Raw genomic sequence first — 20178 nt, forward strand, 5'->3', positions numbered from 1 at the left:
CTGAAGTCCAACATCGGCCACGCCCAGGCCGCCGCCGGCGTCGGCGGCATCATCAAGATGGTCATGGCGATGCGCCACGGCGTCATCCCGCAGACTCTGCACGTGGACGAGCCGACGCCGCACGTGGACTGGTCGGCCGGTGAGGTCCGGCTGCTGACCGAGGCCATGGAGTGGCCGGAGACGGACCATCCGCGCCGTGCCGCAGTGTCGTCCTTCGGCGTCAGCGGCACCAACGCCCACACCATCATCGAACAGGCCCCGGCCCACGACGAGGAGACCGCAGCCGAGGAGTCTGCAGGGGCTCCTCCCGCCGCCGACCCGCCGGCCTGGGTGCTCTCCGCCAAGAGTGACGCGGCGCTGCAGGCCCAGGCGGCCCGGCTGCTGCCCTTCGCACAGGGCGAGGCCCGGCCCGAGGACGTCGGGCTGTCCCTGGCCACGACCCGGGCGGCGCTGCGCCACAGGGCCGCGGTCGTGGGGGAGAGCCACGAGGAACTGCTTCTCGGGCTCAAGGACCTGGCCGCAGGGACCCCCTCGTCCCGTGTGCTGCTGGGACGCCCGGCCGGCGGCAAGACCGGCTTCCTCTTCTCAGGCCAGGGCTCGCAGCGCATCGGCATGGGCCGTGAGCTGTACGCGGCGTTCCCCGTCTTCGCCGAGGCCTACGACGAGGTGTGCGCGCGTCTGGATGCGCCGGTCGACGTCGATGCTGAAACGCTTCACCAGACCGGGTGCACCCAGCCCGCGCTGTTCGCCGTCGAGGTGGCGCTGTTCCGGCTCCTCGAATCCTGGGGCGTGCGACCGGACTTCGTCGTGGGCCACTCCGTGGGCGAGATCGCGGCCGCGCACGTGGCCGGCGCACTGTCGCTCGACGACGCGGCGAAGCTGGTGTCCGCCCGCGCCCGGCTGATGCAGGCGCTGCCGGCCGGCGGCGTGATGGTCGCCGTGCAGGCCACCGAAGAGGAGGTCTTGCCGCACCTCACCGACGGGGTGGCCATCGCCGCGGTCAACGGCCCCTCGTCGGTGGTGATCTCCGGTGACGAGACGGCAGCCCTGGCGATTGCCGCGGCCATCGCCGAGCAGGGCCGCAAGACGTCCCGGCTGAAGGTCAGCCACGCGTTCCACTCCCCGCTCATGGACCCCATGCTGGAGGAGTTCGCGCAGGTCGTGCGCGGTCTGACCTTCGAGCAGTCGCAGCTCCCCGTCGTCTCCAACGTCACGGGTGAGCTCGTCGAGGCGTACACGGCCGAGTACTGGGTCCGGCACGTCCGCGAGGCAGTCCGCTTCGCCGACGGCGTGCAGACCCTGCACGACCTGGGCGTGACGACCTTCGTCGAGATCGGCCCCGGCGGCGTCCTGAGCGGGATGGCGCAGGGCTGCGTGGACGGTGCCGTCACGGTGCCGCTGCTGCGTGCGGACCGTCCCGAGCGGCAGGCGCTCGTCACGGCACTCGCGCAGCTGCACACCCACGGTGTCGCGGTGGACTGGAGCGTCCTCTTCTCGGGTGCGCGGAAGGTCGACCTGCCGACGTACGCGTTCCAGCACGAGCGGTACTGGGTGGAGACGCAGCATGCTGCCCCCGCGGCGGTGGATCCGGTGGACACGGAGTTCTGGGAGACCGTGGAGCGCGAGGACCTGCAGGCCCTCGCCGAGACCCTGGACATCGCTGCCGAGGACGCGTTCAGCGACGTGCTGCCCAGGCTGTCGTCGTGGCGGCGGCAGCGCAAGGAGCAGTCCGCCGTCGACGACTGGCGCTACCGCGAGTCGTGGACCCGCCTGGGCGGGATCGCTCCGGCCGGCATCGGCGGCACCTGGCTGCTGGCCGTGCCGGAGGAGGAGAACGAGCAGATTGCCGCGGTCCGCACCGCGCTGACTGCCCGTGACGTCGACCTGAAGACCCTGGTCGTCGGTGCGGAGAGTGACCGCGCCGGGCTGGCCGGGGAACTGGCCGGGCTCGGGCCGGTCGACGGCGTGCTGTCCCTGCTCGTCAGCGACGACCCCGTGCTGCCTACCCTGCTGCTCGTCCAGGCCCTGGGCGACGCGGGCGTCGACGCCCCGCTGTGGTGCCTCACCTCGGGCGCGGTGGCCGTGAGCGGCTCCGACTCCTTACGCAACGCACGGCACACCCAGGTCTGGGGCCTGGGCCGGACCGTCGCCCTGGAACTGCCCCGGCGCTGGGGCGGCCTGATCGACCTGCCGGAGACCGTCGACGACCAGGCCGCCGCACGTCTCGCCGGGGTGCTGGGACGGGCGCAGACGGGCCGGTGGGAGGAGGACCAGCTCGCCGTCCGCGCCTCCGGCGTCTTCGCCCGGCGGCTCGCCCACGCACCGGCCCGCCCGGCCACCGGCCGCTGGCAGCCCGGGGGCACCGTCCTGATCACCGGCGGCACGGGTGCGCTGGGCGGCCACGTCGCCCGCTGGCTGGCACGCAACGGCGCCGAGCACCTCGTCCTCACCAGCCGCCGGGGCGCGGACGCCCCGGGCGCCGCCGCACTGCGGGCCGAACTGGAGACCTTCGGCGCCCGCGTGACCGTCGCCGCGTGCGACGTGGCCGACCGCGACGCCGTGGCGGCCCTGCTCGCCGAGCACACCTTCGCCGCCGTCGTGCACACCGCCGGAGTCGCTGACGCCGGCATGGTGGACGACAGCACCCCGGCCGCCTTCGCCGCCGCGCTCGCCGCGAAGGCCGGCGGCGCGGCACACCTGGACGAGCTGCTGGGCGATCAGGAGCTCGACGCCTTTGTCCTCTTCTCCTCCATCTCCGGCGTCTGGGGCAGCGGCGGCCAGGCCGCCTATGCGGCGGGCAACGCCTTCCTGGACGGGCTCGCGCGGCAGCGCCGCGACCGCGGCCTCACCGCGACCGCCGTCTCCTGGGGCCCGTGGGCCGACGGAGGCATGGTCGAGGACGGGGACGACGAGGAGCGGCTGCGCAGCCGCGGGCTCCGCGCGATGACCCCCGCATCGGCGATCACCGCCCTGCAGCGTGCACTCGACCGCGACGAGACCCTGCTGACCGTGGCCGACGTGGACTGGTCGCGCTTCATCGTGCCGTTCACCCTCGGCCGCCCCAGCCCGCTGCTCGGCGACCTCCCCGAGGTGCGCGCGACCCTCGCGGAGGACGCCCCCGAGGCGGGCCGCGGTTCCGGGGCGCTCGCCGAGAGTCTGGCCGGGTTGTCGCACGACGACCGGGAACGCGCCCTCGTGGACCTCGTGCGCACGCACGCCGCCGCCGTCCTCGGCCACCGCGGAGCGGGCGCGATCGAGGCCGACCGGTCCTTCCGGGACCTCGGCTTCGACTCCCTGACCGCGGTGGAACTCCGCAACCGGATCAACGAGGTGACCGGCCTGGCCCTGCCGATGACCCTGGTCTTCGACCACCCCACGGCCGCGGACCTCGCCGCTCACCTGCTTGCTGAAGTCACCGATGGGGAGGACCCGGAGGCCACGGCCTCGGCGGCCGCCGCAGTGCTGGACGAGCCGATCGCCATCGTCGGGATGGCCTGCCGCTACCCCGGCGGCGTGCGCTCGCCCGAGGACCTGTGGGAGCTGGTCGCCTCCGGCCGCGACGCGATCTCCCGGTTCCCCGGCAACCGCGGCTGGGACGTCGAGGCGCTCTACCACCCGGACCCCGACCACCCCGGCACCACGTACACCACCCACGGCGGTTTCCTGCACGACGCGGACGAGTTCGACCCCGCCGTCTTCGGGATCAGCCCGCGCGAGGCCATCGCCATGGACCCGCAGCAGCGCCTGCTGCTGGAGACCACGTGGGAGGCCTTCGAACGCGCTGGGATCGCCCCCCACACGGTGCGCTCCACCGGCACCGGCGTGTTCATCGGCTCCGGCTACCAGGACTACGCCGCCCGCCCGCTCAAGGTGCCCGACGGCGTCGAGGGCTACCTCTCCAGCGGCAACTCGGCCAGCGTGATCGCCGGCCGCCTCTCCTACGCCTTCGGCCTGCAGGGGCCGTCGGTCACCGTGGACACCGCGTGCTCGTCCTCGCTGACTGCCCTCCACCTGGCCGTGCAGGCGCTGCGCAACGGCGAGTGCTCGATGGCGCTGGCCGGCGGCGTGATGGTGATGGCCGGCCCGTCCGCGTTCACGATGTCGAGCAGGCAGCGCGCGCTGTCCGCCGACGGCCGCTGCAAGGCGTTCTCCTCGTCCGCTGACGGCACCGGCTTCGCCGAGGGCGTGGGCCTGGTCCTGGTCGAGCGCCTGTCCGACGCGCGCCGTAACGGGCACGAGGTCCTGGCCGTCGTGCGGGGCAGCGCGGTCAACCAGGACGGCGCCTCCAACGGCCTGACCGCTCCCAGCGGCAAGGCCCAGCAGCAGGTGATCCGGCAGGCACTGGCCAACGCCCGGCTCGCCCCGGGCCAGGTGGACGCCGTGGAGGCCCACGGCACCGGCACCAGGCTCGGTGACCCCATCGAGGCACAGGCACTGCTGGCCACGTACGGCAAGGAGCGCTCGCAGGACCGGCCGCTGTGGCTCGGCTCGCTGAAGTCCAACATCGGCCACTCCCAGGCGGCCGCGGGCGTCGGCGGCGTCATCAAGATGGTGATGGCCATCCGCAACGGCGTCCTGCCGCAGACGCTGCACGTCGACGAGCCGACCCCGGACGTCGACTGGTCCAGCGGGAACGTACGCCTGCTGACCGAGCAGACCGCCTGGCCCGGCCAGGGCAGCCCCCGCCGCGCAGCCGTCTCCTCGTTCGGGATGAGCGGCACCAACGTGCACACCATCATCGAGCAGGCTCCGGAGACCGGGCCCGCCGCCGAGGACGAGCAGGCCCCCGAAACCCCGGACGGTACCCCCGCCGCCCAGGCCGTGGACGTGTTCCCGTGGGCGCTGTCCGCCAAGTCCGTGCGCTCCCTGCGCGAGCAGGCGCGTCGGCTGCTGAACCACCTCGACCGCACCGAAGGGCTCTCCCTGCCCGACGTCGGCCGCGCCCTCGTCACCACGCGGACGCAGCTGGAGCAGCGGGCCGTGATTGTCGGCCGCGACCGGCACGAGCTGCGGGCCGGGCTCGCGGCGCTCGCCGACGGCGAACCCGCGGACACCGTGGTCCAGGGCACCACAACAGCCTCCGGCAAGGTCGTCCTCGTCTTCCCCGGCCATGGCTCGCAGTGGACGGAGATGGCCAGGGAACTGTTGGACATCTCCCCGGTCTTCGCCGAGCAGGCGAAGGCCTGCGCCGAGGCGTTCGCCCCCTACGTCGACTGGCCGCTGCTCGACGTCCTGCGCGCCGAGCCGGGCGCGCCGGGCATGGCCGAGGTGGAGGTCGCCCAGCCTGCGCTGTTCACGGTGATGGTGTCGCTGGCCGCCCTGTGGCACTCCTACGGTGTGACGCCTGCCGCCGTCGTCGGCCACTCGCAGGGCGAGATCGCCGCCGCGTACGTCGCGGGGGCGCTGACGCTGGACGACGCGGCCCGGATCGTAGCCCTGCGCAGCCGCGCGCTGACCAAGCTGATGGGCAAGGGCGCGATGCTGGCGGTCGCGATGCCCGCTGACCGGGCCCGCGCGAGGCTGGAGAAGTACGGGGACCGGTTGTCGGTCGCCGCCGTCAACGGGCCCGCCGCCCTGACCGTCTCCGGAGCGCCCGGTGCTGTCGACGAGCTGCTGGCGGAGCTCGAAGGTGAAGGCGTACGCGTGCGCAAGGTCCGCGGCGCCACCGGCGCCGGGCATTCCGCCCAGGTCGAGAGCCTGCGCATGGAGCTGCTGGAGTTGCTGGCCCCGGTCGCGCCGCGCGCGGCGGAGATCCCCTTCTACTCCACGGTGACCGGTACGGTGCTGGACACCACTGCCCTGGACGCCGAGTACTGGTACCGCAACGCCCGCCGCACGGTGGAGTTCGAGCAGACCGTGCGGACGCTGCTGGAGGACGGGCACGGGGTGTTCGTCGAGTGCAGCCCGCACCCGCTGTTGACCGGCGCCGTGCAGGAGATCGCAGAGGAGGCCGGTGCCGACGCCGTAACCGGTGCCTCGTTGCGCAGGGACAAGGGCGGCATGGACCGCTTCCTGCGCTCCGTGTCCGAACTGCACGTGAACGGCGTGCACGTGGACTGGACGGTCCCTTTCGCCGGGCATCCCGAACGGCGCGTGGACCTGCCGACGTACGCGTTCCAGCGGCAGAGCTACTGGCTGGAGGGCCTCGCCCCGGTGCCCGTGGGCGCCGATCCGGTCGAGGCCCGGTTCTGGGAGATGGTGGAGAACACGGACCTGCCCGGGCTCGCCGGTGAGCTCGGGGCGGACGACGCCCTCATCGGCCCGGCGCTGCCGGTGCTGTCCGCCTGGCGCCGGCGAAGCCGCGAGAAGTCCATGGTGGACAGCTGGCGCTACCGCGTCTCCTTCCGGCAGCTGACCGACCACCCCGCACCGGACCTGGGCGGCCTGTGGCTCGCCGTCCTCCCCGCCGGCCTGGCGGACGAGGAGTGGGCGCCGTGCGTCGTCGGGGTGCTCGGCGCCCACGGCGCCAAGGTGCGGGTCGTCGAACTCCCCGTCGACTGTGACCGCGCGGACGCAGCGAACCGACTTGCCGAGGAACTCGGCGCCGAACAGCCCGCCGGAGTCCTCTCGATGCTGGGCCTCGCACCCGGCCGCCACCCGGCCCACCCGACGCTGTCCGCGAGCCTCGCCGCGACCGTGACCCTGATGCAGGCGCTGGGCGACCTGGACGTCCAGGCACCGCTGTGGTGCGCGACCCGAGGCGCCGTGTCCACCGGAGCCACCGACCCGCTGCGCGACGCCGACCAGGCACAGCTGTGGGGCCTGGGCATCGTGGCCGCGCTGGAACAGCCCCGGCGTTGGGGCGGTCTGGTCGACCTGCCCGAGGCGCTGGACGAGCACGCACTGCGCCGCCTGGCCGGAGTGCTGGCCCAGCACGACGAGGACCAGCTCGCCGTACGCACCGACGGCGTCTTCGGTCGGCGCCTGGTCCGTGCGCGGGCCGCCGATGCGGAGCCCGCCATGCCGTGGCAGCCTCGCGGCACCGTCCTGGTCACCGGCGGAACCGGCGGCGTGGGACGGCACCTCGCCCGCTGGCTGGCCGGCGCGGGCGCGCAGCACCTGGTGCTGACCAGCAGGAGCGGGCCCGACGCCCCCGGCGCGCAGGAACTGCACGCGGAGCTGACCGCACTGGGCACCGAAGTCACCATTGCCGCCTGCGACATCGCCGACCGCGACGCGGTCGCGCGGCTGCTCGCCGGTATCGAGACCAGGCACCCGCTCACCGCGGTGCTGCACGCCGCCGGCACGGCACGGTCGTCCATGCTGGCCGACGCCGGCCTCGACGAGTTCGCCGAAGCCGCAGCCTCCAAGGTCACCGGTGCCGTCCACCTGGACGAGCTGCTCGACGGCCGTGAGCTGGACGCGTTCGTCTTCTTCGCCTCCGGCGCCGGCGTCTGGGGCAGCGGCGGGCAGGCCTCCTACGCCTGTGCCAACGCCTTCCTCGACGCCCTGGCACTGCGGCGGCGGGCCCGCGGCCTGACCGCGACCTCGGTCGCCTGGGGCGGCTGGGCCGGCGGCGGCATGGTCGACGAGGCGGTCCAGGAGCGCGGCGAGAAGCGGGGCCTGGGCTTCATGGCCCCCGAGCTGGCCATCTCCGCACTGCACCAGGCCGTCGAGCACGACGAGGCGGCCCTGACCGTCGCCCCGATCGACTGGGAGCGGTTCCTGCCCGCCTTCACCGTGGGACGGCCCAGCCCGTTGCTGGCCGATCTGCCGGACGTACAGCGGCTCCTGGAGGCCGAGCAGGCCGCCGACGAAGAGACCGGCGCCGAAGCGGGATTGGCTACCGAACTCGCCGGACTCGCCCCGGCAGAGCAGGAGGAGCGCCTGCTCGAGCACATCCGCTCCCAGAGCGCCGTGGTGCTCGGCCACGTGTCGGCCGAGGACGTGCCGCCCACCGCGCAGTTCCTGGAGCTGGGCTTCGACTCGCTCACCGCGATCGACTTGCGCCGGCGCCTGTCGGCGGCGACCGGTCTCAAGTTGCCCGCCGGACTGGCCTTCGACCACCCCACGCCCGCCAGGCTCGCCAAGCACCTGCTGACGCAGCTCTCAGGCGCGGGCCGCGGAGCCGCGGAGGAACGGCCGGCCGACATGCTGGTCCAGCTCTACCAGCATGCGAGCGAGAACGGGACGGCCGCCGAGGCCATGGGGATGCTGATGGAGGCGGCCCGCTTCCGGCCCTCCTTCGAGCGGCCCGAGGAACTGGCCGAACGGCCCGCTCCGGTGCGGTTCTCGCAGGGCGACCGGCACCTCGCGCTGATGTGTTTCTCGCCGTACGTCGTACCGGCCGGGGCGCACCAGTACGCGCGGTTCGCCGCACCCTTCCGCGACCGGCTGGACATGTGGGCGCTGACCCACCCGGGCTACGAGAAGGGCGAGCCGGTCCCGTCCGATGTGGAGGCCGTGCTGCGCCTGCACGCGCAGACGGTACGGGAACGCGCGGGCGGCAAGCCCGTCGTCCTGCTCGGCTACTCCTCTGGCGGCTGGATCGCCCACGGCGTGGCGGCGCGCCTGGAGGCCATGGGCGAGAAGCCTGCGGCCGTGGTGATGGTCGACAGCTTCAGCCGCGAGATCCCCTTCGACCACCAGGTGCTCAACGCCATGGCCCAAGCGCAGTCGCAGCGCCTGGACTTCATGAGGTCCGGCGGCGAACAGCTCACCGCGATGGGCCGCTACATGCACCTGTTCGACGACTGGGCCGCGCCGGAGATCGCCGCGCCGACCCTGCTCGTACGGGCGAGCGAGCCCATGCTGGTCGGCGCCGCGGACGGCGATGGACGCGCGGCACCGCCCGAGCACGTGGACACGATCGTCGAAGTGGCCGGAAACCACTACTCGATGATGGAGGACCACGCCGGCACCACTGCGGCGGCGGTGGGGTCCTGGCTGGCGGACATTGTCACGGATCCGTCCGGCCCCGCCGCCCCTCTCGACGAAACGACCGCTTGACCGGCCCGCGACCACCGCGAGCACTCCGGACCAGACAGAGCAGAGGTGGGAGAGAGACATGACGAAGCCGCTCTACGAGGTCGGCGAGACGCCGCCGCTCGGTGAGGTCCCGCGGCAGATGTACGCCTCGGTGATCCGTCAGAACCGTTTGGGTCCGCCGAAGCAGGCGTTCCGGACCGAGGTCGTCGACACCCCCGCCATGGGCCGGGGCCAGGTGCTGGTCTACGTGATGGCCGCCGGCATCAACTACAACAACGTGTGGTCCTCGCTGGGCAAGCCCGTCGACGTCATCGGCATGCGGCAGCGCCAGGGCCAGACCGAGGACTTCCACATCGGCGGCTCGGAGGCCTCCGGCGTGGTGTGGGCCGTCGGCGAAGGCGTCCGCAACGTCAAGGTGGGCGACCACGTGCTGCTCACCAGCGGCCAGTGGGACGAGACCGCCGAGGACATCCGGATGGGCACGGACCCGCTGGTCTCCGAGAGCATCAAGGCCTGGGGCTACGAGACCAACTATGGTTCCTTCGCCCAGTTCTGCCGCGTCGACGAGTACCAGTGCCACCCCAAGCCCGCCCACCTGTCGTGGGAGGAGTCGGCGGCCTTCCTGCTCACCGGACCCACTGCCTACCGGCAGCTGTTCGGCTGGCAGGGCAACACCGTCCGCCCCGGCGACCCCGTCTTCATCTGGGGCGGCGCGGGCGGCCTCGGCTCGATGGCCATCCAGCTCGTCAAACTGGCCGGCGGCATCCCGATCGCCGTGGTCTCCGACGAGGACCGCGCCGCGTACTGCCGCCGCCTCGGCGCGGCGGGCACCGTCAACCGCCGCGACTTCGACCACTGGGGCCGGCTGCCCGACACCGGGGACGCCGAGGCGTCGGCGCGGTTCCTGCGCGGTGCCCGCGGGGTGGGCAAGAAGATCTGGGAGATCCTCGGCGAGCGCAAGTCCCCGCGGATCGTGCTGGAGCACAGCGGCCAGGACACCCTGCCGACCTCGATGTACCTGTGCGACAACGCCGGCATGGTGGTGATCTGCGGCGGCACCTCCGGCTACAACGGCGACGTCGACCTGCGCCACCTGTGGATGCGCTCCAAGCGCCTCCAGGGCTCGCACTACGCCGACACGCGCCAGTGCCGCGAGGTCATCAACCTCGTCGGCGCGGGCATGCTCGACCCCTGCCTGTCCGCCTGCGAAGGCTTCGAGGACATCGGGCGCATGCACCAGATGATGCACGACAACGTGCGCCCCTCCGGGAACATGGCCGTCCTCGTGAACGCGTCCCGGCGCGGCGAGACGACGCTCGAACTCCCCGCCGCCTGAACCGCCCCCGCCGTACGAACCTCACCGTACGAGCCCGCACCGCACGAACCGTCCCTCCTCCCACCAGCAAGCGCAAGGAGAGTCATGTCCCAGCCCACCGCCGGCGTGCCCGCCGTCCCCAAGGCCCGCAGCTGCCCGTTCCTGCCGCCGGACGGCATCGCCGGCATCCGGGAGGCCTCCCCGGTGACCCGGGCCACCTTCACCAGCGGCCACGAGGCCTGGCTGGTGACCGGCTACGAGCAGGTGCGCGCCCTGCTGCGTGACCCGTCGTTCAGCGTCAAGGTGCCTCACGCGCTGCACACCCAGGACGGCGTCGTCACCCAGAAGCCCGGCCGCGGCAGCCTGCTGTGGCAGGACGCCCCGGAGCACACCGACGACCGCAAGCTGCTCGCCAAAGAGTTCACCGTCCGGCGTATGCAGGCGCTCCGGCCGAACATCCAGCGCATCGTCGACGAACACCTCGACGCCATCGATGCCCAGGGCGGCCCGGTCGACCTGGTGAAAACCTTCGCCAACCAGGTGCCGTCCATGGTGATCTCCGACCTGTTCGGCGTCCCGGCCGAACGGCGGGCGGAGTTCCAGGAGATCGCCGAGGCGATGATGCGGGTCGACCAGGACGCCGCCGCCACGGAGGCCGCCGGCCTGCGCCTCGGCGGACTGCTCTACCAGCTCGTCCAGGAGCGCCGGGCCAACCCCGGCGACGACCTGATCTCGGCGCTGATCACCACCGAGGACCCCGACGGCGTCATCGACGACATGTTCCTCATGAACGCGGCCGGTACCCTGCTGATCGCAGCCCACGACACCACCGCCTGCATGATCGGCCTCGGTACGGCGCTGTTGCTCGACCGCCCCCACCAGCTGGCCCTGCTCCGCAAGGACCCGTCACTGATCGGCAACGCCGTCGAGGAGCTGCTGCGCTACCTCACCATCGGCCAGTTCGGCGCCGAGCGCGTCGCCACCCAGGACGTGGAGATCGGCGGCGTGCGCATCGCCAAGGGCGAGCAGGTCGTCGCGCACGTCCTGGCCGCCGACTTCGACCCCTCCTTCGTGGAGGAGCCGGAGCGCTTCGACATCACCCGCCGCCCCGCCCCGCACGTGGCCTTCGGCTTCGGCGCCCACCAGTGCATAGGCCAGCAGCTCGCCCGGATCGAGTTGCAGATCGTCTTCGAGACCCTGTTCCGGCGCTTCCCGACCCTGCGCCTGGCCAAGCCCGTCGAGGAGCTCCGCTTCCGCACCGACATGGTCTTCTACGGCGCGCACGAGCTGCCCGTCACCTGGTGACCTCCGCGCCACGGCCCACCCCACAGGTGAGCAGCGCCCGCGAACCGCGGGCGCTGCTCACCGCGCTCCAGCGCGCCGCGTCGCGCCGGAGACGGCCGGGGCAGCCCTGAACTCTAGGGGTTGCCCTACCGCAGGGCGCAGAGCCTCCGGACATGGCCGAGCGGGCGCTGACCGGACTGCGCACAGCCCTGCCGACGGACCGGATTCTGCACACCCTGCTGACGGACCGAATTCCTTTTCCCGCGACCATTCCGCAGCCATTTCCACGGCCGTTCCCGTATCCATTCCCGTATCGACGGACGACGGCACTGCCGATCGTTTGAAAGGCATGACATGACCGAGACCGAAATCCGCCCCACCGGATCGCTGGCCCCGTCCTTCCCCGTGGACCGGACCTGCCCGTACCAGCCGCCGCAGGTCTACGCGGATTGGCGGGGCGAGAGCCCGCTGAGCCGGGTCACGCTCGTCGACGGCCGGGAGGCGTGGCTGGTGACCGGGCACGCCGAGGGACGGGCGCTGCTCGCCGACCCCCGGCTGTCCTCCGACTGGGGCCACCCGGCCTTCCCCGTCGTCGTCCAGCGCACCGAGGACCGCGGCGGGCTCGCGTTCCCCCTGATCGGCGTCGACGACCCGCTGCACGCCCGGCAGCGGCGCATGCTGATCCCCAGCTTCGGCGTCAAGCGCATGAACGCCATCCGCCCGATGATCCAGGACCTCGTGGACCGGCTCCTGGACGACATGCTGGCCAAGGGGCCGGTCGCGGACCTGGTGTCGGCCTTCGCCCTGCCTGTGCCCTCGATGGCGATCTGCGAGCTGCTCGGCGTCCCGTACGGCGACCACGACTTCTTCGAGGAGCGCTCCCGCGACTTCGTGGGCGCCGCGACGTCGGAGGAGGCCGACGCGGCCTTCGCCGCGCTGTACGGCTACCTGCACGAGCTGGTGGCTAAGAAGCAGGCCGACCCCGGTGACGGCCTGCTGGACGAGCTGATCGCGCGCCAGCTGGAGGAGGGCGCGCTGGACCACGACGAGGTGGTCATGATCGCGCTGGTCCTGCTGGTGGCCGGCCACGAGACCAGCGTCAACGCGATCGCCCTCGGCGCCCTCACGCTCCTGCAGCACCCCGAGCAGCTCGACGCGCTGCGGCGCGATCCCGGGGCGATCACCGGAGCGGTCGAGGAGCTGCTGCGCTTCACCTCCGTCTCTGACTTCATGGTCCGGATGGTCAAGGAGGGCATCGAGGTCGGCGGCGAGACCCTCAAGGCCGGGGACGCGGTGGTCGTCTCCATTTCGCTGATGAACCGTGACGCCAAGGCGTACGAGGACCCCGACACCTTCGACATCCGGCGGAACGCCAAGCACCACGTCGGCTTCGGCCACGGCATCCACCAGTGCCTCGGGCAGAACCTCGCCCGCGCCGAGATCGAGATCGCCCTCGGCACGCTCTTCGCCCGCATTCCGGACCTGCGGCTGGCCGTCCCCCTCGACGAGGTGCCCATCAAGGCGGGTCACGACGCCCAGGGCCCGATCGAGCTCCCCGTCACCGTCACCTGGTGAGGACCCGGACGGAGAGAACGGAAGCGACGGCAGGAACGGAGAAGGAGCGCGCCATGCGCATCACCATCGACCGCGATCGGTGCATCGGCGCCGGCCAGTGCGTACTCACCGCGCCCGGCGCCTTCACCCAGGACGACGACGGGCTGGTCACCCTGCTCCCCGGGCACGAGGACGGGACAGACGACCCGAACGTACGCTACGTCCCGGGGGCCTGTCCGGTCCAGGCAGTCACGGTATCCGACGACTGAACCGCGTCTGCCGAGAATTGATCCAGCCCGTCCCATGACTCACGACAAGCCGCTCGGTCGGGGAACGCACGCTGACGTGCACCAAGGGCTGAAGACGTTGCCCACCACGGACAGTTGGCTGAGTCCATTGCCCGTCCGGCTGCTGTCGAGTCAGCAGGGTGTTCGCCGGTGCGGATGACCGGTCGAAGCCGACCCTCCGCGTCCCTGCGGGTGCTCACCTCTCGGTGAGCACCCGCGGCCGCGGACGTGGCCCGAGTCGTCCGTGCCGGTCTCTGACGGTCGTGCCGCGGCCGGGGCAGCAGGGCGGGAAGGAGTGGGGCATACGGTGCGCTTTGTGCGGCGGTGGTACTCCTCGTTCACTGAGCGGAGGTTGGCCGTCAGACCGCGGCCCTGCGGTGCTGATGGATTCCAGGCGGAACTGCACACCCCACGGCGGCAGCGCGCGGTGGCGCACGGGCACGACGACCCGCGGGGGGCCCAGGCCGTGGCCTCCAGCGGGTAGTCGACCCTGGCAGCGTTCTCGAAGCAGAACCCGAAGTCGGCCGGGCGGTGCGGGGGGCTGGGACTGGGCGAGAGGACGACGTTGAAGGCACTTTCGCGTTTCCGCTCAGGATCCGGACGCCGCCGCAGGTGAAACGCGGAGGCTAGGACGCTGCCTTGACGTCCTCCGCGATGATTCGCTCGATGTTCCGCTCGGCCAGCGCCGTGATCGTCACAAAGGGGTTGACTCCGATGGACCCCGGTATGAGCGCGCCGTCCGTGACGTAGAGGTTGCGGTAGCCCGCGACCCGGCCGTACACGTCGGTGGCCTTGCCCAGGACGCAGCCGCCGAGCGGGTGGTAGCTGAAGTCGTCGGAGAAGTTCTTCAGATGCGGCCCGAACAAGTCGTAGCGGTACGTCGTCGTGTTGGCCTCGTTGATCCGGTCGAAGAGCGACTTCGCGGCGTCGACCGCGGGCGTGTTCTGGTCCCGGGTCCAGCGCAGCACGGCCCGGTCGGTGGCCTTGTCGTAGACGAAGGTGCCGCGCTCGGGGTTCTTGGTGATCGCCAGATAGAGGCTGATCCAGGTCTCCAGACCGGCCGGCATCGGCGCGATCTCCGCGAAGACCGGGGCGGCGGGGTTGTCCCAGTCGTCGATGCCCAGGGCGGGGATCGACGACTGGTGGGCTCCTGTGGGGCTCCAGACATGGTTGGCCCGGCCGGTCATGATGTTGCCGTTGGGGCCCCAGCCTGCGCCGACTTCGGCGTTTAGGTCGGGCAGCGCGCCGGTGTCCCGGGCGCGCACGAGCAGCTCGGTGGAGCCGAGGCTGCCGGCGCCGAGGAACAGATGGCGGCAGGCGATCTCCTTGTGGACGACGGCCGTGCCGTCGGCGTCGATCTGGTCCACGGACAGCACATAGCTGCCGTCCGGCTGTTGATGGATCGCCTTGACCTGATGCAGGGTCTCGATGGTGACCTTGCCGGTGCCGAGCGCCGCGGCCAAGTAGGTCTTGTCCAGGCTCTGTTTGCCGTGGTTGTTGCCGTAGATGACCTCGCCCGCCAGCGCGGACTTGGGCACCTCACCGGCCGCCTCGCGCCGCATGTGGCCGAAGTCGTAGACGTTGGGCACGAAGGTGGTGCTCAGGCCCGCCTTGCCCGCTTGTTCGCGCGAGACCCGCGCGAACTTGTACCACTCCGTTTCCTCGAACCAGCCCTTGTCGATGTGGTTCACCTTGAGCATGGAGTTGGCACGCGGGAAGTACCGGTCGTACATCTCGGCGGCGTCCACCCGCGGGAGGACCTCCTGGAAGTACGAGCGCTTCGGCACGACGGCCATACCGCCGTTGACCAGCGAACCGCCGCCCACGCCCCGCCCCACATACACCGACATCTGGTCGAAGTGCACCCTGTCCAGCACTCCCGCGTACGGGTCGATGTCCCGGTTGATCACATCCAGCCACAGGAACGAGCCCAGCGGGGCCTCGGTGCGCGACTTGAACCAGCTGGAACGCCGGTCGGGCTTGAGCATTCCGCAGAAGACGTTGCCGTCGTCGGCGGGCTTGTTCCACAGCTGGCCCATTTCGAGCATGAGCGTCGGAATTCCGGCCTCGCCGAGCCGCAGTGCGGATACCGCGGCGCCGTATCCCGTACCGATCACCACGGCCGGTACGAACGAGCCGCTGCCGCCCTGTGGATTCCTCTTATCGGCGGCCGCTACACGTGGGGCGGCGGAAATCGTGGTCATTCCGGCGACGGCGGCGCCGCTGAGGGCGGCCAGTCCTAGCAGGCGGCGCCGTGACAGTTGCTGGTTCTCGAACACGCTGGTAGTACCCGACCTTCGCCGACAGGATCCTCCCCCGCGGGGCTGTTCCGCGGGGCCGTTCCGGCAGGGATCGCGGGCCTTGTCGACCAGCCCGAGCCGCCGGGTTCCACCATCCTGTTCAATAAAGACTGGGGGAAATGCCAGAGACACAGAGGCCGTTGACCGGCTGAAATGCGATGCCCCATCCGGAGCGGCGGTCCCCGGCTCGCCCGTGCCGGTCTCTGACGGTCGTACCCCGGCCGGGGCAGTGGGGCGGGAAGGGGTGGGGCATATGGTGCGCCCTGCGCAGCCGTGGTACTCCTCGTTCACTGAGCCGAAGTTGGCCATCAGGCGGCGGCACTTCGGTGCTGAGGGATTCCAGGTGAAACTGCACACCCCGCAGCAGCAGTGCGCGGTGGCGCAGGGCCACGACGACCCGCCGAGCGCCCAGGCCGTGGCCTCCAGTTCCGGAGGCAGGTCCGCTATGGCCAGGGAGCGGTAGTGCACCACCTCCAGCGGCGCGGGCGGACCCTCGAACAGACCGGTGTCGTCGTGCCGTACCGGGGAGATGCGGCCGTGGCGCGGTTGAGGGGCGCACTCACCCGGGCGCCTTGGAAGATGACGAGGCCCTGTTTGCCCAGGCCCCCCGAGGCCGGGCAGCCGACCCTGGCAGCGTTCTCGAAGCAGAACTGAAGTCGGCCAGGCGGTGCGGGGAGCTGGGACTGGGCGAGAGGACGACGTTGTCGAAGGAGTCCAGCAGCTCCGGGCCCCAGGCCGTGTCGTCGTTGCGCACGACCTCGGGTTCATCGCCGTTGACCTTGGCGTGTGGTGGAAGAGGTTGCAGGTTAAAGGAGTCGTAGTTGTCGACCAGCAGCGTACGCATCACAGCCGCCCGAGTTCGCGGGATATGAGGGACACGACCGCGGCCTGCTGCCCCGTCAGGAAGAAGTGCCCGCCGGGCAGCACCTCCAGTCGGAAGGAGCCGTCGGTGTGCCGCTCCCAGGCCGTTGCCTCGTCGATGGTGGTGCGCGGGTCGGCGTCGCCGGTCAGAGCGGTGATTGGGCAGCTCACGCGGCGCTGTTCGCCGCAGTGGTACCTCTCGATCGCCTCGTAGTCGCCACGGATGGCCGACAGCGCCATGCGTAGGATCTCCTCGTTGCCCAGCACCTTCTGGTCGGTACCGTCAAGGATCTTCAACTCGGCGATGATGCCGTCGTCGTCGCGCCGGTGGACACTCTCCGCGCGATGGGTGGAGGGCGCCCGGCGCCCCGACGCGACCAGGGCTCGGGGCGCGGCTCCTGAGCCCTTCTGCTCCAGTCGCCACGCCGTCTCGAAGGCGAGGACGGCCCCCATGCTGTGACCGAAGAACAGGGTCGGTTTCTCGTCCAGTTGGAGGAGCTTGTCGGTGATCCGGTCAGCCAGTTCCCCGATGTCGGTGACACAGGGCTCCAGCCTGCGGTCTTGTCGGCCGGGATACTGCAGGGCGATGACGTCGGCGCTGGAGGAGAAGGCGGTCGACATGGGCAGGTAGAAGCTGGCCGACCCGCCGGCGTACGGGAAGCAGACCAGCCGGGGGGCATTGCCGGGCGCCGGGTGATATCGCCTGACCCACATGGCCAGGTCGTCGTCCACGCTGTTCAACAGCTCGGGTCCTTTCTTGCTGGGGAGTGGCGACAGGGCCGCGGGGTTGCGACGGTGCGCGTGCTCAGTCCTTGTGCACGGTGATCGCCAGGCCGGGACACAGGTCGGCGTACTGTGCACCGCGTCCCGCTCTGACGCGGCGGGCCGTGGTGGCCGCTGAGCCCCATGCGCCGCCGGGCCTGCAGGCACTCGCGGGTCATGTCGAAGCCGGCACCGTCGCCCGGCCGACGGAGGGCTCCAGGGCCGCGGTCAGAATGCCGACAGGGGTGGTTTGCCCGCTCCGTCGTGGCCGAGTAGCGTCAGTACCGTTCCCGAGGAGTGGACAGGGCGACCGAGTTGAGTGCGCGTAGGGAGCCGAAGGCTTTGCTGACGCCATGTGCCTAGATCACGTTCTCGTCTCCTTCCTGATGCGGGGGAGGCGTTGGACTGGGTCAGGACATCACTGACTCCTATGGGTTGGTCGGTCCGGTACCCCGGCCTCCTGCCGCGGAGGGTGGGACGGTTGCCTTCGATACTCGGGCAGGGACATTCGGGAAAACCCTAGAAGTGCCGCCCCCGGGAGGCACGCACAGCCTTGCCGCGCCCGGGCAGGCGGGCACCCAACAGGGTCAGCAGCGGTTCTGCCTGGAGGGCGGTCTGCTCGAGCACGTGGTCAGGGTCGGACGCCGCGGTGATGATGGCGCCGACGCCATAGCGCAGTCCGTGGCCGGTGAGCAACGCGGTGTGTGTGGCGAGGGCGAAGTCGGCCGCACCGGTCAGGGAGAAATACCCGACCGCGCCCGCGTGGATGCCGCGGGGGCCGCTCTCCAGCCGGTCGGTTATCCGAGTCGTGCCGAGTTTGGGGGCGCCCGTGACCGAGGCACCCGGGAAAGCCGAGCGCACCGCGGCCGCGGCTCCGGCGTCCGCGCGCAGTTTTGCCCGTACGGTGCTCACCATGCGGTGGGCCGAGGCACCCGTCTCCACATCCAAGAACGGATCGACCGAGACGTTGCTGGTGAGGGCGAGGGAGCCCAGATCGTGCCGGACAACGTCAACGAGTGTCAGATGCTCGGCCCGGTCCCGCTCACTGGTCGCCAGGTCCGCGACCAGCAGCGCGTCCTCCTGCGGGGTGGCTCCGCGCTGCCGGGAGCCACCCACGATGGTCGACTCCACCCGTGCGTCCTGGTTGACGTGAAGGAAACGCTCGGGGGAGGCGCTGAGCACTGACAAGGGACCGAAGCTGAGAAAGGCTCCGAACGAAGCCGGATGGATCCGCCGCAGGGATCGGTAGGCGTGCCAGGGGTCGAGGCCCGTTCTGGCCTCGATCATGTTGGCCAGGTACGCGCCGTAGCTGCGACCGGCCGCCAGCTCCTCCAGGCAGGCGTCGACGAGCCTGAGGTACCGCTCGCGCTCGTGACGCAGTCGAAGTCGTACCGGCGTGGCGGCCGACGGGTGAGAGGCGGCCGAGGCATGCGGCAGCCGCAGGTGGGTGAGGGTTGCGTGGGCGGTGCTGAGCCAGGCCCGCGCCGGGGCTTCCTGCCCTTCCTCGGCGAGGGCGAGCAGATGGAGGGTGTCCGTGTCGTGGTCCAGGACGACTGCTCGGTCGGCGAAGACCATGACGGCGTCGGCATGCCGTGACCGGTGGGCTCGCGCGCCCCCGCACTCGGCCTTCAACTCGTAGGCGAGGAAGCCGACCCAGCCGAGCGCGAAGTCGCACGGCACGTCCGGGCAGTCGACCGCGAGGGAGCGCAGGTCCGCTTCGATGAAGTCCAGGAAGCCGCTGCGTACGACCTCCACCGACCCCGCCGCCTGAACGGACACGGTGCCCTTGGCGACGTTCGCGGTGGCGATTCGGGCGAGCGGCCCGTCGGCGTTGCCCAGTACGGAGAAACGCCCTGCACCGACGCCGGTCCGGCTGCTGTCCAGCCAGAACGCATGGTCACCGGAGCGGAACAGCCGGTCGAAGACGGCCTCGGCGTTCCTGTGGCCGTGCAGTCGCCTTAGCAGCACCCGCAGTTGGCGTCGCCGCTGGGGCGGCCGGCCGCCGCGCGGGGACCGGCCCGGCGCTCTGGGGGGCATGGGAGCGTGCATCGGCAGAACGGTTCGTACACGGCCGTGCCGCTCGGTGAGGTCACGGAAGTTGGCCAGCAGATGAGGGCCCGTCTCGGCGCCGGCGGACTCGGGGTGGAACTGCACGCCCCACAGGGGGAGGGCGCAGTGCCGCAGGGCCATGACCACGCCGTCGTCCGTCGCCCAGGCGGTCGGCTCCAGGGCGGGCGAGAGGCCGGTGACCGCGAGGGAGTGGTAGCGGACCACTTCCAGCGGGTTGGGCAGGCCGTGGAAAAGACCGCTGCCGGTGTGCCGCACGGGTGAGGTGCGTCCATGGCACGGCCAGGGGGCCCGGCCCACCGAACCGCCGTGCGCCAGGGCGATGGCCTGGTGGCCGAGACCCACCCCGAGCACCGGCAGCCGTCCGTGTGCGGTTACTTCGGCGCAGATACCGGAGCGGGCGGTCTCGAGCGGGGTGCCCTGCCCCGGGGACAGCAGCACGTTGTCGAAGCCCTTGAGCAGGCCGGGACGCCAGGCGGGGTCGTCGTTGCGGACGACCTCGGGCTCGCGTCCGTTCACTTCGGCGATGCGATGGAACAGGTTGTAGGTGAACGAGTCGTAGTTGTCGACCAGCAGAGTGCGCATCACGGGTCCTTGTTCCGCACATGCTTGGGCGGGACCGGGGCTTGCGGCCAGTTGAATCGGGCCAGGAAGCGGCCCGGTGGGTCGGTCTCCTGTGCTGTCTGGCGCGAGGGGAAAGCGTTTCCTCGATGGGATTCCGGAAGGGGAAACCGCGGCCGGAAGTCGAATCAGAGAATTTTCAGGAGAGGGAGCGTCGTTCGCGGAAAATTACCCGGAAGGCTGCACTGGGCGGACTTAT

8 protein-coding genes and 1 pseudogene are annotated in these 20178 nt (G+C 71.4%); 6 read left to right on the forward strand and 3 right to left on the reverse strand.

The features are described 5' to 3' along the window. Nucleotides 1-12: 12 nt before the first annotated feature. The 6 genes and pseudogenes from ABZ208_RS21785 to ABZ208_RS21810 all read left to right on the forward strand — a co-directional run. Nucleotides 13-93, forward strand: a pseudogene (locus ABZ208_RS21785) (hypothetical protein); the annotation flags it as partial. 9 nt (nt 94-102) lie between these two features. Next, nucleotides 103-8949 carry a type I polyketide synthase gene (locus tag ABZ208_RS21790; protein WP_356911203.1) on the forward strand — a complete coding sequence of 2949 codons (8847 nt, stop codon included), beginning with the start codon at nt 103-105 and terminating at the stop codon, nt 8947-8949. A 58-nt stretch (nt 8950-9007) separates the two neighbouring features. Then, nucleotides 9008-10264, forward strand: a complete 1257-nt coding sequence (ccrA, locus tag ABZ208_RS21795) for a crotonyl-CoA carboxylase/reductase (RefSeq protein WP_328395034.1) — start codon at nt 9008-9010, stop codon at nt 10262-10264. Between the two features lie 84 nt (nt 10265-10348). Next, nucleotides 10349-11548 carry a cytochrome P450 gene (locus ABZ208_RS21800; RefSeq protein WP_328395032.1) on the forward strand — a complete coding sequence of 400 codons (1200 nt, stop codon included), beginning with the start codon at nt 10349-10351 and terminating at the stop codon, nt 11546-11548. 333 nt (nt 11549-11881) lie between these two features. Continuing rightward, the gene (locus tag ABZ208_RS21805) at nt 11882-13102 is read left to right on the forward strand and encodes a cytochrome P450 (protein WP_356911115.1); all 1221 of its coding nucleotides are present in this window, start codon (nt 11882-11884) and stop codon (nt 13100-13102) included. A 53-nt stretch (nt 13103-13155) separates the two neighbouring features. Next, nucleotides 13156-13350: a ferredoxin gene (locus tag ABZ208_RS21810; protein ID WP_356911116.1), complete on the forward strand. Its 195-nt coding sequence runs from the start codon at nt 13156-13158 to the stop codon at nt 13348-13350. Between the two features lie 644 nt (nt 13351-13994). Here ABZ208_RS21810 and ABZ208_RS21815 read toward each other — a convergent pair. From ABZ208_RS21815 to ABZ208_RS21825, 3 genes are all read right to left on the reverse strand, one after another. Then, nucleotides 13995-15647 (reverse strand): GMC oxidoreductase, encoded by a 1653-nt coding sequence (locus tag ABZ208_RS21815; RefSeq protein ID WP_328395026.1) that lies wholly within the window; start codon nt 15645-15647, stop codon nt 13995-13997. An 864-nt stretch (nt 15648-16511) separates the two neighbouring features. Further along, nucleotides 16512-17270 (reverse strand): alpha/beta fold hydrolase, encoded by a 759-nt coding sequence (locus tag ABZ208_RS21820; RefSeq protein ID WP_356911117.1) that lies wholly within the window; start codon nt 17268-17270, stop codon nt 16512-16514. A 540-nt stretch (nt 17271-17810) separates the two neighbouring features. Beyond that, nucleotides 17811-19943, reverse strand: a complete 2133-nt coding sequence (locus ABZ208_RS21825; protein ID WP_356911118.1) for a chorismate-binding protein — start codon at nt 19941-19943, stop codon at nt 17811-17813. Nucleotides 19944-20178 lie beyond the last annotated feature (235 nt).

The sequence above is a fragment of the Streptomyces sp. NPDC006208 genome (genome assembly GCF_040613775.1).
GTDB lineage: Bacteria > Actinomycetota > Actinomycetes > Streptomycetales > Streptomycetaceae > Streptomyces.